This window comes from Acidovorax sp. HDW3 (assembly GCF_011303755.1).
GTDB lineage: Bacteria > Pseudomonadota > Gammaproteobacteria > Burkholderiales > Burkholderiaceae_C > Paenacidovorax.
The window spans coordinates 2,243,792-2,257,747 of record NZ_CP049885.1 but is presented as its reverse complement, the minus strand read 5'-3'; the positions used below and the strand labels follow the sequence as shown (position 1 = coordinate 2,257,747).

Below are 13,956 nucleotides of genomic sequence, written 5' to 3'. Positions count from 1 at the left end.
TTTTTGAATGCTTCCTTGAACGACATGGCTACAACCGCCGCCCATTCCACCCCCACACCACGCGCCCGCAGATACGCACCTGCTGGCTGCCGTCGAGCACGTCCACGGTGTTGACGTGGGGGTTGTCGCTGCTGACTTCGTGCGTGCCGTTCATCTTGCGCGTTACGCGCTTGATGAAGAGCTGGCCGCCGGCCTGCAGCACGTACACGCCATCGATGTCAGCCACGGTGGCGTCGGTATCGACGATGGCGAAGTCGCCCGAGTTGAGCGTGCCCGCCATGCTGTCGCCGTAGGCGTGCACCAGCTGCAGCGCCTCGGGCCGCGAGCGCGGCACGTTCAGCTGCAGCCAGCGGCGCGACATGGGCACATGGCCGAGGATGACGTCCTCGCTCAGCAGCTCATTGCCGCAGCCCATGCTGCCGGCGGCGCTGAGCAGCGGGATGTGGATGGCATCTTCGGCATCCGCAGGAGCTGGGGCAGGGCCGGTCAGGCTTACAGCGCTGCGACGGCCTGTAAACAGGTAGGGAACATCTACACCTGCCGAAGCGATGGCTTCGAGGTATGCGGTATCAGGATTTCTAGCGCCGCTCTCATAGCGCAGTTGTGCTTCCTTCCCCACACCGCCAGCCTGCCCAAGTTCCGTTTGGTTCAAGCCGAGCCGCTTGCGCTCTTCCTTGAGTCGATCATGAATATCTGCCATTTGGTCACCAAATACTTGACATGGTTGCCAAATGGCCACCATAATGCGGCGCATCACAACACAAAACGCCATCCATCACGATGGTACACGCGCCGACACAGGCGAGGAGGTATGGCAATGGCATACGAGAACAAGGAGCAGCGGCGCGTGTTTCGGCACACGGTGCGGTTCAAGCGGGCTGACGATGTGCTGCTTTCCGTGCTGGCTGACCGCCTGGGGGTGCAAAAGGCCACCTTGATCCAGTCCATGGCGCTGCTGGCCGCTGAAAAGGAGCTGCAGAAGATTGGTTTGGGCGCTGCCGCTGGCATGGCGCACTGCTGACGCGAACAAGGCCATGTGCAATGCAAACCACAGAAACCCAGGTGGAGGTGTCCGCCGAGCTGCAGCACCAGCTGGAGCTGCTGCGCCGGGCCTACCGCCTGCCCAGCGCCGCTGCGGTGCTTGAGCTGCTCATCAGCACCCAGATTGACCGCAGCGTGTACGAGATGACGGGTATCAAGCCAGGCCCGAAGCTGGCGATTGACAACACACCAGGAAGAACATGATGCACACCGCAAAGAACCAAGCCACCACCAGCTTCAAGGCCCTGGTGGCGGCCAATCGCACAGCCGGGCGCCTGGCCGCCCCCGTGGCACAAGAGCCCAAGAAGAAGATGGTGCAGGCAGGCATGCGCCTGTGGCCCGAGGAACTGCTCAAGGCCCGGGAGCTGGCCGCCGACGAAGAACGCAGCGCGGCGAGCTTCATGCGCCGCGTGTACCTGCGCGGGCTGGAGAGCTACATGGCCGAGCGTGGCAACGCCACGCCGACGCAGTAAGGGCCGCAAATAGCTGCGCAAGAGCCGCTCAAAAGCTGCAAAACGATGTCCACCGGGGAAAGCATGTCCAACTCGCAGACCGAGCACGAAGCGCTGCAGGCCGCAAAGCCGGGGCGCCAGCGCACCAGCCACCAGGGGCGCAGGCTGCGCTATGAGGGCACTCGCTTTCAGTGCCCCCACTGCAAGGCGTCGTCAGAAATTCGCACCGGCCGCATGGTCAGCGACACCATGCGTGAAGCGATTTACGCATGCACGAACGTCGAGTGCGGCCACACCTTCGTGGTGCTGTCTGAGGTGGCGCGCACGTTGAGCCCTTCGGCGACGCCTGACCCTACCGTGAACCTGCCCCTATCCACCCACGTGCGCCGCGACATGGTGCGGGTGGTGCTGGACAACGCCGGCGAATCCGAGCACCAAGCCCGCTACACGCTGCCCGTGACGGGCGACCTCTTCGCCGGGAACACCGACACCTCGTAGCCGGGCGCCCCACCAGCCGCTGATTGGCAGCGGCATCCATCACCACCAACACCGATTTTTTGCAAGGCGGAAACGCCTGGCAGGGACTTTTTTTGCCCAAAAAACCTGAAAGGACGGCCATGGCTGACATGACAGAGGACAAGAGCACCGATGCGGCGCCCTTCACGCTGCGCTTCATGGAGTGGCAGTGCGGCCACCACGGCACGCGCCCCGACGACATTCCGGTACACAGCATCGAGCAGGCCCAGGCCATCGTGAATGCGCTGGGGTACGCCATTAGCCAGCCCGGCCATGCGCGCGCCGCCCTGTTCAATGCCGAGCGCGGGGTGTCGCTCTACCTGACCGACGACCACGCCGACACCATCCAGAAGGATGAATGGCAATGGGGTTACCGCACCACGATCTACCGCGCCACGCCGGAAGAACTGGCTGAGCTGCAGGGCCTGCGGGCCGCCTTCGACTACGTCGTCGGCGGCGAACTGCAGCCATGGGATGGCACGAAGTACCTTGACGACATGGAGGTTGTCACGACGCTGACGCCCGAAGCCATCGAGGCCGCCATCGCGCCGGTCTGTTGGTACGAAGCCGATCAGCGCGGCGCCGTGTGCGACGTGCCGCCCGTCATCAAGCCTGCCGCCGAGCTGCTGGCCGAGCTGCGCGAAGCGGCCGCCGAAATGGCAGGCGAGGCGGCCGATGGGGGGCAGCCATGAAGCCGAGCCAGATGAAAACGGGCCTGCGCGTGTTCTTGCGCGTGCCGCCCGTGCGCGATGCACGGGGCCGCACGGTGCGGCCCGAGCGGCTGCTGCCTGCCACGGTGATGGGGCGCGATGGTGGCGGCGCGGGCCGCGTGGCGTGCACCGCGCTGTGGGTGCCGGAGTATGCGGCGTACGCGCAGGGCCGCGTGTTGATGAACGACCATGAGGTGGCGCGGCTGCTGGTGCGCGCCGACCGCCGAGGCATGCCCATGCTGCGGGAGGCCACCCCATGCGCTTGATGCTGATCGCGCTGATGGCCTGCGCCTGGGTGGCGGCGGGCTGGGTGATGGGCCATGCCATGCCGGTGTGGATGGGCGCCGCCCTGGCGCTGGCGGGCCTGACGCTGTGGGCCGGGGGTGCGCGGTGAGCACCTTCATGATGACCTACCGCACCGCGGGCGAGTTGCGCGCGCAGCCGCTGCTGGCGCGCTCGATGGCCGAGGCATGGGCACGGGCTTTCGAGGTGGCAGAGGCGCTGGGCTGCGGGCCGCTGTGCGGCTTTGCCGTGCGGCGCTGCGGGGGTGGCGCATGAACGACGCGACGGTCGAGCACAGCGCGCACGTGGCTGCGCACTTGCGCTGGCAGCATCGGACGAGGTTGACTGAACTGCGCGACGACTTTGTGCAGATCGCCAGCAACGGGCGCTTTGTTTCTGCCGCAGCAAAGGAATGGCGTGAGCTGCATAGCACCTGGCGCATGGTGCTGCTGATGGTGGCGGGCGTGGGTGTGGATACCGACGACCTGGGCACGCTGGCCACGCGCTCATGGCAGGAATTGCCAGAGCCAGAGCAGCAGGCGGTGCGCTGGGCCGTGCGCGATGCCAAGAAGAACGTGGCGGCCCTGGCGGCCCTGGCCGCACGGGTGTAGCCCATGCCCACCATCCCGCGCAAACCGCCAACCGGCTCGCTCGCCGAGTGGGAAAGAAGCAAGCCCACGCTGCGCATGGCGCACGGCCACATGGAGCGCGTGGTGGCCAGCGCCCCCGCGGGATGGCAGGCGGTGGTGCGCGAGCGGCTGGCCGTGGGCGCGCTGTCGCCCATCAAGTCGCTGGATGCATCCAACCTCACGGCCGAGCAGTACCTGGCCCAGCCGCCGGAATGGGCGCAGGCCTGGGACCTGCTGCAGGCCATTGCCGACTACGAGGACCGCGTTGGCCTGGCCAGCCTGTGGAACCTGGAAGACTACGAAATCTGCCGCATGGCCAAGAAGCTGGCGGCCGAGGCGGATGAACTGGATGCGCTGGCCCAGGGCCAGGGCTGCACCCTGGCCGAGCGCGTGGACTCCATCCGGCTGCTGGTGCGCTGCGTTGGTATCGCCGAAGACAAGCCCATCGTGGGCCTGCCCGCCATCCTGCGCGCGCAGGACCCGGCCTGGTGGCGCCGCCGCCTGCGCGTGCACGTGGCGCGCGTGGTCGAAGCCGGGGCCGTGGGCATGGGACTGGTGCACCGGGGCACGGGCGGCTATGTGAGCCGCGATGGCCTGCAACGGCGCCAGGCGCAGCTGCGACGCAACGCCGAAGCGCTGCACCGCACGCTGTACCGCAACGAAGCCGGCCAGGTCTGGGCGCTGGACGAACTGGCAGCGCTGGGCACGGCCAACCCGGCGGTGCGCGGCGGCGAGCTGATGACGCGCATACGCGGCGCCGAGGAATACGCCGATGCGCGCGCCCACGTTGGGCTGTTCCTCACCATGACCCTGCCCAGCCGCTTCCACCCCGTGAAGCTGGCCAACGGCGGGCGGCCGGTGGCGAACAAGAAATACAGCGGCGCCACGCCGCGCGACGGCCAGATGTGGCTGCGCGCCATGTGGCAGAAAGCACGCGCCAAGCTGCAGCGCCTGGGCGTGCGTGTGTACGGCCTGCGCGTGGCCGAGCCACACCATGACGCCACGCCCCACTGGCACGCGCTGCTGTGGTGCGAGAACGAAGCCGACGCGCAGGCGCTGGAGGCGGTGATCCGCCACTACTGGCTCAGCGATGACGGCGAAGAACGCGGGGCGCAGGAGAACCGCATCAACGTCAAGCGCATGACGAAGGGCGGCGCAGCGGGCTACGTGGCCAAGTACATCGCCAAGAGCGTGGGCCACATTGCGCTGGCCGAACACCAGGACGTGGTGGACGGGCAGCAGCTGGCGCTGGACTTTCAAACATCCTGGGATGCCAAGGATGTCAAGGAGCCCGCAGGCCAGGGCCACATGAGTGTGGACGCCTGGGCGGCTACCTGGGGCATTCGGCAATTCCAGACCATTGGCCTGCCCAGCGTGACGGTGTGGCGCGAGCTGCGCCGCGTGACGAATGACCAGCTGGAGCTGTTCCAGCGCGAAGGCGACCGCGACACCGTGCGGGCCTACCACGCCTGCCACCGGCACGGGGAAATTCGGGCCGACTTCCGCGCCTTCATGGAAGCCATGGGCGGCCACGCCTGCAAGCGCGGCGAATGGCTGCTGCGCACGGCGCACCGGCATGTGGAGCCGGGGCAGGCGAACCGCTACGGCGAAGCGGTGAAGGTGGGGCGCATCGTAGGCCTGGTGCCACAGCGCGGGCGCATGTGCGGGCGCTGGCTGGTGAGCCGGCGCATTGCCTGGCGCCCGGTGGTGCAGGAGCACGCGCAGGAAGGCGCCCAGGGCGGCGGACAAACCAGCGCGCAGGCCCCGGCGCCGGGCGCGGCGCGCGCCGCCTTGGCGGCGCCTTGGACTCGTTTCAATAACTGTACGGCCCGCATGTCGGGCAGCCTGCGCCGGGAGGTTTTTGGCCCCGGCGACCACCACAACCACTACGCCGAGAGCTGGTGCACGCCCGATGTGATGCAGCAATTTAGGCGGCAGAGGGCTCAGGAGGCCATGCAATGACCCCCCATTCAGGCACTGCCAAGGCTTTGCCGAGCGACCGCATGGGCCGCAAGCTGGTCATTCACGACTGGGAGCGGCGCCGCCAGGCAGATATGGCCGCTGCTGCCGAGCGCGCAGCCCACAAGCGGCTGCAGCTGCGCGATCAGGTGCTGGCCCAGGCGCTGCGGGTGTCGCAGGCGATGGGCGAAGGGCCGCAGGCGCGCCAGCAGTGGCACAGCGATGTGCGCGATACGCCCGAGGAGCTGCTGCAGGAGCTGCTGCAGCAGCTCAGCCGCTTTGAGGCGTGCTGGGCAGATTTTTCGGGCCTGGCCGAGAACGAGCAGGTCCAGCCACAGGTTTTTTTCACTACCGAAGGAGGTCAGCCATGAATGCCAAACGCACCGAGCCGCGCGTGCACTGCTACGCCCGTCCGCTGGCAGGGGGGTATGTGTCGGCGGCGCGCAGCACGACGGAGCACTTGCAGGCGGTTTTTGCCGCTGAGCGCGAGCGCCTGGCACTGGCGGCCAGGCCGCGCCGCCAGCGCCGCCCACGCATTGATCGGGCTGCGCAGTTGCCAGCGCCTGGGCAGATGTTGCTGGTGGCGTGAGCGCCGGCGGTTTTGAGGTTTTTTCATCTTTTCAACGGAGGTTTTTTCATGTTCAACCAGATTCGAGAATTGCGCAGCTACCGCGTGCATTTGCTGCCATTGGAGTGGGACGGCTCCAATGCAGATCACCTGGCAGACGAGGGGCTGCTGCCGTCGGTGCGCGTGAAGGCGGCGAACGCTGCGCACGCAGAGGCGCTGGCGCACCTGGCCACAGGTCGGCGCGTGGTGCGCGTTGAGCGCGTTGAGCACGTTGAGCGCATGGAGCGCGCAGCGCAGGAGGTGGCGCAATGAAGTTGTCCTCTGCTGCCATGCATTTGCACGCCAAGCGCCAGGTGCTGCCCCGTGGGCGCCGTGGCCTGCACGCGGTGGGGCCGGCGCAGCTGCATTCGCAGCGCCTGGTGCCTTCGGCCCCTGCTTTGCCTGCTGCACCTGCTTTGCAGGCTGCGCAGGAGCAGCGCTGCGATGTGTGCGACGGCGCCGAGCTGCGCGCAGCCACCCGCCCGGGTGCCGAGGATCATCGCCAGTGGCCAAGCCGTATCGGCAATGAGCTGCATTTCCTGGATGGGCGGGTGCTGGATGGGCGGGTGCTGGCAAAAGGGAGGCGGTGATGGCGGGGCGTAAAAAGCCCAATCCGCTACTGTCACCAGTGGGCCGGGCCCTGGCGGTGCAGGCGCTGCAAAGCGAGGTGCTTAACCAGGGCCTGGGCTGCCTGCTGGCCGAGCATGGCAGCGAGCAGCGCGAGCTTCTCGCTTGCCTTGCTGTGCTGCTGGGCGTGGGCGCAGAGGTGGCGGCGCAGGTGCAATGCGATGGCGACAATGCGCCGGGCTTGCATCAAGCGCTGGCAGTCGTGGTACGCATGGCCGCCGATGGGTGCCGCTGGGATGATGCATGGGGCGCGCAGCTGCAGCTGGCACTGGAGGTGTCTTCACAGCTGATTCGGGAGCACAGCGCGCTGGCCGCACGTGTCTTGCCGGGCGCGTGTGCGCTGTCGCAGGATGTGAAGCTGGGCCGCGTGCGCGCCGATGCGATTGCGCCACTGGTGTTCAAAGGGGAGGTGCTATGCGGATGACGATGAGCAAGGCGCAGTTGCTGGAAGAACTGGACATTGCAGAGAACACGCTGCGCGCGCTGATCGAGCAGCGCGGCTTTCCGCACCCGCGCAAGATGGGGGCGAAGCTGTTTTGGCTGGTGTCCGAGGTGCTGCAGTGGCTGCAGGGTTGCCCAAGGGCCTGGGGCGGTGAGCAGGGGCCGGGGTGAGCGGTGTTTACGCCACCAACTCGCGCAGCACCTCAGGATGGCGCTGCGCCACGGCCAGCAGTGTTTGCGCTGCGCCAGAAGGCTGGGTGCGGCCTTGTTCCCAGTTTTGCAGTGTGCGGGCGGAAACGCCAAGCAGCGCGGCAAACCGCGATTGCGATAAACCCGTCTTGGCCCGCGCATCTGCAGCAGGCGAGAGCTTTACCTGGGTGACACGGGCGGCGCGGCCCGCCTTCATGTCGCGCACGGCCTCCATCAAGTCGGCCTGGAATGCTTGCATTTCATGGTCAACGGTCATCTTCAATCTCCTTTTTGAGGGCCACCAGAAATTCGGTGGGCAGGTTGTCAAATTTGGCTTTGGCATACCCCACCAAAAGCCAAACCCGTCCATCGCTGAGTTGGGCGTAGGTGATGATGCGCGCACCGCCACGCTTGCCCCGGCCAGACGCGGCCCAGCGCACCTTGCGCAGGCCACCGCTGCCAACGATCACGTCTCCAACCAAGGGGTCGGCGGCGATAAAAGACACGAATTCGGCGCGCTCTTCGTCGCTCCAAAATGCGGCTGTCGTGCGCAAGTAAGCATGGGTTTCTATCACTGTCAGCATGGGAGGATTGTACGCTAAAAGCGTATATTCATGCAACGCGGTGATATGTGGTGTTACACTGTCTGAGCCTCGAAAGAGGTGGAGCGTAAGAACTCCAAAGACAAGCGGAAGAACCGCACCCGATAGCAGGCGGTTTTTTTGCGCCCCGGTTTCCAAATGGACAGATCTGTCCATTTAGATTTCAGGCCGGGAGGGCGACGGATACAAGACCCGCAAGGGGAAGAAGTCCGCCTGACTTGTCTCAGGTTCTTAACCTCCCGGCCGCCTCGTGGGCAGCGCGTAAGAACGCTCCCGCGAGGCTTTCAAAGTCTCGACAAGGAGCCGCGCCATGACGCAATCCATCCAAGCCTTCACCATTGGTGAAACCACCGTCCGCCAGCACACCGGCCTGTTCAGCCTCAACGACCTGCACCAAGCATCAGGCGGCGAAGAGAAAAGCGCACCGAGCAAATTCCTGCGCCTGGACACAACGCAAGCGCTGATCGAAGCCATCCAGGCCACCGACAGTGCGGCCTGCATCGAAACCCGGCGCGGCGCGGGCGGCGGCACCTACGCCTGCCGCGAGCTGGTAATTGCCTACGCCGCCTGGATCTCTGCGGCCTTTCACCTCAAGGTCATCCGCGTGTTTCTTGCCGTGGCCACGCCGCAGCCGCAGCCGCCACAACAGGCCCCCGCCATGGCGCACGCGCGCGGGCCGGCAATGATGCTGGTGACCGAGGCCGAGCGCCGCCACCTGGAGGTGTTGCGCTTCACCATCTACGCCGGGCGCGAGGCGGTGTACGAGCTCGCGCGTGATGTGCAGAAGTACCACCCGTGGGTCGATGGCATGGCCGCCATGCCCCACAACACGGCCCGCCATGTGCCGGGCCTGGGGCGGCTGCAGGGTGGCTGGTGATGCACTATCATTTTTATAGCTGCTTGCGCTTGCAGGGCAAGCGCTTGCAGCATTTTTGCTTGCTATTTTTGCGGCTGTGCGGGTGGTTGGCTGCCGCCGCTGGCCGCGTAGTCGGCCCAGTCCTGCATGATGGCGGCACGTTTCTCCAGCATGTCGCCGCGCCGGTAGGCAGCTTCGGTCTTGGTGTCGATGGTGTGGGCCAGGCACAGCTCGACGGCATCGCGCTGGTGGTGCGTGGTTTCGCCCGCCCAGTCGCGGAAGGTAGAGCGAAAGCCGTGGGGCACGGCGGCCAGCTGGTGGCGGCGCATGAGGGCGGTGAATGCCATGTCCGACAGCGGGCCTTTGCGGGTGCTGGGAAACACGTGCTCCACCAGTTCCTCACGCGCTGCAGCCTGCGCGCGCAGCAGCTCCACGGCCTGGCGGGACAGGGGCACACGGTGTTCCCGGTTGGCTTTCATGCGGTTGGCAGGAATCACCCACAGGGCGGCTTCGAGATCGACCTCGCTCCACACCATGCCGCGCACCTCGCCCGAGCGCACGGCGGTCAAGATCAAGAAGCACAGCGCGCGGGCGCTTTGGCCGTCAACGGCGGCTATCTGCTGGTAGGCGACGGGCAGATCGGCCACGGGCACGGCGGCGCGGTGTTTGACCGGGGCGACCTTCTCCGGGTTGGCAAGGATGTGCTCCAACTGGCCGCGCCAGCGCGCCGGGTTGGGGCCGCTGCGGTGGCCGTGGGCGGTGGCCCAATCGAGCACCTGCTCGATGCGCCCGCGCACGCGGGTGGCGGTTTCGGTCTTGGTCTTCCAAATGGGCGAGAGCGCGCGCAGCACGTGGGACTGCTCAATCTCGGAGACGGCCAGGCGGCCAAAGTGCGGCGAGGCGTAGGTGGCAAGGGTGTTGCGCCACTGCTGGGCGTGTTTGGCGTTGCGCCAGGTGCTTTCGTGCTCGGTGATGAAGGCGTCGGCGGCCTTGTCGAACTCCAGCCGTTGGGCGGCAGCCAACCGTGCGGCTTCGCGCGCATCCTGGCGTGCCTTGATGGGGTCAATGCCTGCATCGCGCTGCCCCAGCGCCGCCCGCGCCGCCTCACGCGCAGCGGCCAGCGTCACGCCAGGATAAGCACCCAGGCCCATGCGCCGACGCTGACGCATGTGCACATAGCGCAACACCCAGGTGCGCGACCCGCCCTCAATCCGCAGGTACAGCCCACTGACCCCGCCAACAGCGTGCGAGCCTTCCACGCGCAGCCTGGAGACTTCCAGCGCCGTCATTTCAAGGATTCGCTTAGGCATGGCTCAGTTTCTGTGGGCCATCACGTAGGCCAAAAAAAATTGAATTGAGCATGGATGACGGTTGAATGCCGGATGATGGAATACTGTATAAAACAACATGATATGAAGCGTATCACGTTGTTTTATAACGGGTCAATGCCTGGGGCAGGCATAAAAAAACCCACTCAAAAGAGTGGGGTTTTCTAGGTCTGGCGGAGACTGTGAGATTCGAACTCACGGACGGTTGCCCGTCGGCAGTTTTCAAGACTGCTGGTTTAAACCACTCACCCAAGTCTCCGGGTAGCCGGCGATTCTACGATGCCGCACGGGGCGTTTTTACATGCCGAGCGAGCGCAGCAGTTCCTCGGTGTCGCTGTCGCCTGCCGACGGGGCGGGCGCAGGGGCTGGCGCATCGTGGTTCTGGGCCATGAGGGCGTCGGGGTCGGGGCGTTCTTGGGGGGTGAAGTCGCAGATTTTCACGAACTCGGTGCGGTCAATGGCCAGTTCGAGGTAGAAGATGTGGTTGTTGCTGGTGTAAAAGCTCACGCGCCGGGCTTCGGGTTGGTCCAGGTTGGCGTCCACGCTGAGCATGACCTGGCGGTTGAGCACCAGCATCTTGGGTTGGTTTTGCGTGATGTGGGTTTGCAGCTCGCGCCGTACCTTGCTGGTGAAGTCGCCCGCCACCTGGTTCATCAGCTCGCCCATGACGTTGGCGACTTCGTCGGAGGTGTAGGAGGTGGCCAGGTCTTCGCGCCCCATGCCCATGTTGAGCAAATAGCGTTCGTACAGCTCCATGGCCGCCTGGGCGGTGAAGTTGATGATGACCAGGCCGGAAAACCCACCATCAAAGAGCACAAAGCAGCCAATGTCGGGGCGCAGGCAGGTCTTGCTGATGCGTTGCACCATGGCCGAGTAGTGGATCTGGCTGTGCGAGGCCTTGCCCAGTACATGGGTGACGGAGTTGCACAGGCTGATCAGGAGATCCTCGGTGTCGTAGGTCTCTGGGGGGGTGTGCGCGTTCATGGTGTCTCGCTCAAATCAAGAGGGCCTGGCGTTTGCGCAGGGGATGTGTCCGGTTGTAGCAGATTTGTGCCGGCCTGGGCCAGCGTACTGTTTACTGTGCAGCGGCGGCCAGGCTTTGCAGGGCTTGTGTGAGGGCGTCGATGCCGGCAGCGTCCAGCGATTCGTGCAAGGCGCTGATGGCAGCGAGCCCTTCTTGCTGCAGTCGGGCGATGGCCTGGCCGGCTTCTTTGGGCTGGGCAAAGGCCAGGCTTTGCAGCAGCAAGGTGCCGTCGGCGGCCAGGAGCTTGAAGTAGAACTTGCCGTCGGTCTCGCGGTATTGTTTGAAGCTTGGCAGCTGCGTTTTGGCGGTTTTGCTTGTCTTGGTCGCCGGCTGGCCCTGGGCCAGGTGGCGCAGGCCGACGGCGCTGCGCAGCTGCTGCATGAAGGGGGTGGCGCTGGCGCGGGCGCGCTGGGCGCCGGCTTGCAAGATGGCTTCGACCTGTGCGGGCTGGGCCATCAATTCCTCATAACGTGCACGCAGCGGGGCGATGCCTTGGTCGATGCGCTCGAACAGCAGTTCCTTGGCTTCGCCCCAGGCGATGCCGTCGGCGTAGGCTTGGCGCAGGGCCTCGGTTTGCTCGGGCGTGGCAAAGGCTTGGTAAATCTGGAACAGGGCTGAGCCTTCGACTTCCTTGGGCTCGCCGGGCGCGCGCGAGTCGGTGACGATGCTGCCAATGAGCTTTTTAAGCTGTGCACGCGGGGCAAACAAAGGAATGGTGTTGTCGTAGCTCTTGCTCATCTTGCGCCCGTCCAGGCCGGGCAGGGTGGCGACTTGTTCGTCGATCACCGCCTCGGGCAGGGTGAAGTGCACGCCGTAGAGATGGTTGAAGCTCGCGGCCATGTCGCGGGCCATTTCAATGTGCTGAATCTGGTCGCGGCCCACAGGCACTTTGTGTGCGTTGAACATGAGGATGTCCGCGCCCATGAGCACCGGGTACATGAATAGGCCGGCGGTGACGCCGTCATCGCTTTCGCGCCCGCTGGCTTGGTTGGCATCCTGCGCGGCCTTGTAGGCGTGGGCGCGGTTGAGTACGCCCTTGCCGGTGACGCACGAGAGCATCCAGTGCAGCTCTGGAATTTCTGGCACGTCGGACTGGCGGTAGAAGGTCACGCGCTCGGGGTCGAGCCCGGCGGCGAGCCAGCTCGCTGCAATTTCCAGTGTGGAGCGGTGCACGCGCGCAGGGTCTTGGCATTTGATGAGCGCGTGGTAGTCGGCCAGGAAATAGTAGTTCTCGATCTGCGGGTCGTGCGTGGCAGCGATGGCGGGGCGCATCATGCCGGCGTAGTTGCCCAGGTGGGGGGTGCCCGAGGGCGTGATGCCGCTCAGAAAACGCGTCTTGCTCATGAAAATAACAGGCTTGGCAGAAAAAAGGGTCAGCGCAGCAGTGCTGCGATGGGAGAGAGAAGGAGCTGGATCAGGGTGTAGCCCAGACCCATCAGCGGGCGCAGCCACAGCTGGCCGACGATGCCCGCCACGACCAGGCCCATGACGATGAAAAAGCCCCAGGGCTCGATGCGCGCCACCATCTGCGCCTGGCGCCAGGGCAGCAGGCCGACGAGGATGCGTCCGCCATCGAGGGGCGGCAGCGGAAACAGGTTGAAGGCCCACATGACGAGGTTGACCATGATCCCGGCCTGCGCCATTTTTATAAAGAATGGCTCTTGCACACCCAGGCCGCGCAGCACCATCCACAGCAGGGCCCACAGCAGCGCTTGCACGAAGTTGGAGGCGGGCCCGGCCAGCGCCACCCACACCATGTCGCGTTTGGGGTTGCGCAGGCGCCCAAACTGCACCGGCACGGGCTTGGCGTAGCCGAACAGGAAGGCGCCTGAGGTGGCAAAGTACAGCAGCAGCGGCATCAAGATGGTGCCGACGGGGTCGATGTGCGGCAGCGGGTTGAGCGTGCAGCGCCCGAGCATATAGGCCGTGTTGTCACCAAAGTGGCGGGCCGCGTAGCCGTGGGCGGCTTCGTGCACGGTGATGGAAAACAGCACCGGCAGGGCGTAGAGGAGAACGGTTTGGATAAGGTTGTTGAGGTCCACGGCGCGATCTTACAAGCCCAGTGCTTGCAGACTGCCGCGCCCGGCACGCACGACCACCGGATCACCGCCCAGGGCCATGGGGGCGAGGTCGAGCACCGTGGTCGGCTCGCTCGGGCAGGCGCCATCGTCAATGATGGCTTCGAGCTGCTTTTCAAAATGGGCGCGGATGTCCTCGGGGTCGCCCAGCGGCTCGCTCTCGCCGGGGGGGATCAGCGTCGTGGCCAGCAGCGGTGCGCCGTGCAGCTCCAGCAGCAGCAGCAGGCTCTTGCGCGTGGGCACGCGCAGGCCGATGGTCTTGCGCTGCGGGTGGCTCACGCGCCGGGGCACTTCTTTGGTGGCGTCGAGGATGAAGGTGTAGGGCCCGGGTGTGCCGAGCTTGAGCAGACGGTACTGGCGGTTGTCCACGCGGGCGTAATTGGCCAGCTCCGACAGGTCGCGGCACAGCAGCGTCAGGTGGTGCTTTTCATCGACCTGGCGGATGCGGCGCAGCTTGTCCACGGCCGCCTTGTCGTCGAGTTGGCAGACCAGGGCGTAGCTCGAATCGGTGGGCACGGCGAGCACGCCGCCTTGCAGCAGCAGGGTGGCGGCTTGCTTGAGCAGGCGCAGCTGCGGGTTTTCGGGGTGGATTTCAAAGTATTGGGCCATGGTGTT

The 13,956-nt window shown here is 65.7% G+C and carries 25 protein-coding genes and 1 tRNA gene; 17 read left to right on the top strand and 9 right to left on the bottom strand.

Annotated features, from left to right (window positions below; genetic code table 11):
• Positions 1 to 28: 28 nt before the first annotated feature.
• A complete protein-coding gene (locus tag G7045_RS10345; protein ID WP_166159560.1) occupies positions 29 to 700 on the bottom strand; it encodes a S24 family peptidase in 672 nt (223 codons plus the stop codon).
• A 111-nt stretch (positions 701 to 811) separates the two neighbouring features.
• On the opposite strand from G7045_RS10345, the gene G7045_RS10340 reads away from it, so the two are divergent.
• From G7045_RS10340 to G7045_RS10265, 16 genes are all read left to right on the top strand, one after another.
• On the top strand, positions 812 to 1,021 hold the full coding sequence (locus tag G7045_RS10340) for a hypothetical protein (RefSeq protein ID WP_166159559.1): 210 nt from the start codon (positions 812 to 814) through the stop codon (positions 1,019 to 1,021).
• A 20-nt stretch (positions 1,022 to 1,041) separates the two neighbouring features.
• Positions 1,042 to 1,245, top strand: a complete 204-nt coding sequence (locus G7045_RS10335; protein WP_166159558.1) for a hypothetical protein — start codon at positions 1,042 to 1,044, stop codon at positions 1,243 to 1,245.
• On the top strand, positions 1,242 to 1,514 hold the full coding sequence (locus G7045_RS10330) for a hypothetical protein (protein WP_166159557.1): 273 nt from the start codon (positions 1,242 to 1,244) through the stop codon (positions 1,512 to 1,514). The genes G7045_RS10335 and G7045_RS10330 overlap by 4 nt, the downstream gene beginning before the upstream one ends.
• Positions 1,515 to 1,559: 45 nt before the next feature.
• On the top strand, positions 1,560 to 1,991 hold the full coding sequence (locus G7045_RS10325; protein WP_240919208.1) for an ogr/Delta-like zinc finger family protein: 432 nt from the start codon (positions 1,560 to 1,562) through the stop codon (positions 1,989 to 1,991).
• Between the two features lie 119 nt (positions 1,992 to 2,110).
• Positions 2,111 to 2,701, top strand: a complete 591-nt coding sequence (locus G7045_RS10320; RefSeq protein ID WP_166159556.1) for a hypothetical protein — start codon at positions 2,111 to 2,113, stop codon at positions 2,699 to 2,701.
• Positions 2,698 to 2,985, top strand: coding sequence for a hypothetical protein (locus G7045_RS10315; protein ID WP_166159555.1), 288 nt, complete (start codon positions 2,698 to 2,700; stop codon positions 2,983 to 2,985). Before G7045_RS10320 ends, G7045_RS10315 begins: the two co-directional genes overlap by 4 nt.
• Positions 2,976 to 3,113, top strand: a complete 138-nt coding sequence (locus G7045_RS10310; RefSeq protein ID WP_166159554.1) for a hypothetical protein — start codon at positions 2,976 to 2,978, stop codon at positions 3,111 to 3,113. The genes G7045_RS10315 and G7045_RS10310 overlap by 10 nt, the downstream gene beginning before the upstream one ends.
• Before the next feature lie 11 nt (positions 3,114 to 3,124).
• On the top strand, positions 3,125 to 3,277 hold the full coding sequence (locus tag G7045_RS10305; protein WP_166159553.1) for a hypothetical protein: 153 nt from the start codon (positions 3,125 to 3,127) through the stop codon (positions 3,275 to 3,277).
• Positions 3,274 to 3,612: a hypothetical protein gene (locus tag G7045_RS10300; protein WP_166159552.1), complete on the top strand. Its 339-nt coding sequence runs from the start codon at positions 3,274 to 3,276 to the stop codon at positions 3,610 to 3,612. Before G7045_RS10305 ends, G7045_RS10300 begins: the two co-directional genes overlap by 4 nt.
• 3 nt (positions 3,613 to 3,615) lie before the next feature.
• On the top strand, positions 3,616 to 5,592 hold the full coding sequence (locus G7045_RS10295) for a replication endonuclease (protein ID WP_166159551.1): 1,977 nt from the start codon (positions 3,616 to 3,618) through the stop codon (positions 5,590 to 5,592).
• On the top strand, positions 5,589 to 5,960 hold the full coding sequence (locus tag G7045_RS10290) for a hypothetical protein (protein ID WP_166159550.1): 372 nt from the start codon (positions 5,589 to 5,591) through the stop codon (positions 5,958 to 5,960). The genes G7045_RS10295 and G7045_RS10290 overlap by 4 nt, the downstream gene beginning before the upstream one ends.
• A complete protein-coding gene (locus tag G7045_RS10285) occupies positions 5,957 to 6,178 on the top strand; it encodes a hypothetical protein (protein WP_166159549.1) in 222 nt (73 codons plus the stop codon). Before G7045_RS10290 ends, G7045_RS10285 begins: the two co-directional genes overlap by 4 nt.
• Positions 6,179 to 6,226: 48 nt before the next feature.
• Complete coding sequence (locus G7045_RS10280) at positions 6,227 to 6,469, top strand: hypothetical protein (RefSeq protein WP_166159548.1); 243 nt, start codon at positions 6,227 to 6,229, stop codon at positions 6,467 to 6,469.
• Positions 6,466 to 6,786, top strand: a complete 321-nt coding sequence (locus G7045_RS10275) for a hypothetical protein (RefSeq protein WP_166159547.1) — start codon at positions 6,466 to 6,468, stop codon at positions 6,784 to 6,786. Before G7045_RS10280 ends, G7045_RS10275 begins: the two co-directional genes overlap by 4 nt.
• Complete coding sequence (locus G7045_RS10270) at positions 6,786 to 7,247, top strand: hypothetical protein (protein ID WP_166159546.1); 462 nt, start codon at positions 6,786 to 6,788, stop codon at positions 7,245 to 7,247. Before G7045_RS10275 ends, G7045_RS10270 begins: the two co-directional genes overlap by 1 nt.
• On the top strand, positions 7,244 to 7,435 hold the full coding sequence (locus G7045_RS10265; protein ID WP_166159545.1) for an AlpA family transcriptional regulator: 192 nt from the start codon (positions 7,244 to 7,246) through the stop codon (positions 7,433 to 7,435). The genes G7045_RS10270 and G7045_RS10265 overlap by 4 nt, the downstream gene beginning before the upstream one ends.
• A 7-nt stretch (positions 7,436 to 7,442) precedes the next feature.
• Here G7045_RS10265 and G7045_RS10260 read toward each other — a convergent pair whose 3' ends face one another.
• Entirely contained in the window at positions 7,443 to 7,730 is a 288-nt protein-coding gene (locus tag G7045_RS10260) for a DNA-binding transcriptional regulator (protein WP_166159544.1), read from the bottom strand.
• Positions 7,720 to 8,211 carry a hypothetical protein gene (locus G7045_RS14955; RefSeq protein ID WP_370521622.1) on the bottom strand — a complete coding sequence of 164 codons (492 nt, stop codon included), beginning with the start codon at positions 8,209 to 8,211 and terminating at the stop codon, positions 7,720 to 7,722. Before G7045_RS14955 ends, G7045_RS10260 begins: the two co-directional genes overlap by 11 nt.
• A gap of 154 nt (positions 8,212 to 8,365) precedes the next feature.
• Between G7045_RS14955 and G7045_RS10250 the strand changes: the two genes are divergently transcribed.
• Positions 8,366 to 8,932, top strand: coding sequence for a KilA-N domain-containing protein (locus tag G7045_RS10250; RefSeq protein WP_205737184.1), 567 nt, complete (start codon positions 8,366 to 8,368; stop codon positions 8,930 to 8,932).
• 62 nt (positions 8,933 to 8,994) lie between these two features.
• Here G7045_RS10250 and G7045_RS10245 read toward each other — a convergent pair whose 3' ends face one another.
• From G7045_RS10245 to G7045_RS10220, 6 genes are all read right to left on the bottom strand, one after another.
• The gene (locus G7045_RS10245) at positions 8,995 to 10,221 is read right to left on the bottom strand and encodes a site-specific integrase (RefSeq protein WP_166159543.1); all 1,227 of its coding nucleotides are present in this window, start codon (positions 10,219 to 10,221) and stop codon (positions 8,995 to 8,997) included.
• A gap of 189 nt (positions 10,222 to 10,410) precedes the next feature.
• Positions 10,411 to 10,498: transfer RNA gene (locus G7045_RS10240), tRNA-Ser, on the bottom strand.
• Positions 10,499 to 10,536: 38 nt separating this feature from the next.
• A complete protein-coding gene (locus G7045_RS10235; protein WP_166159542.1) occupies positions 10,537 to 11,223 on the bottom strand; it encodes a DUF3334 family protein in 687 nt (228 codons plus the stop codon).
• A gap of 91 nt (positions 11,224 to 11,314) precedes the next feature.
• Complete coding sequence (locus tag G7045_RS10230; protein ID WP_166159541.1) at positions 11,315 to 12,607, bottom strand: tryptophan--tRNA ligase; 1,293 nt, start codon at positions 12,605 to 12,607, stop codon at positions 11,315 to 11,317.
• Positions 12,608 to 12,636: 29 nt separating this feature from the next.
• Positions 12,637 to 13,305 carry a site-2 protease family protein gene (locus tag G7045_RS10225; protein WP_166159540.1) on the bottom strand — a complete coding sequence of 223 codons (669 nt, stop codon included), beginning with the start codon at positions 13,303 to 13,305 and terminating at the stop codon, positions 12,637 to 12,639.
• 9 nt (positions 13,306 to 13,314) lie between these two features.
• A complete protein-coding gene (locus G7045_RS10220) occupies positions 13,315 to 13,950 on the bottom strand; it encodes an L-threonylcarbamoyladenylate synthase (RefSeq protein WP_166159539.1) in 636 nt (211 codons plus the stop codon).
• Between the last annotated feature and the right edge of the window lie 6 nt (positions 13,951 to 13,956).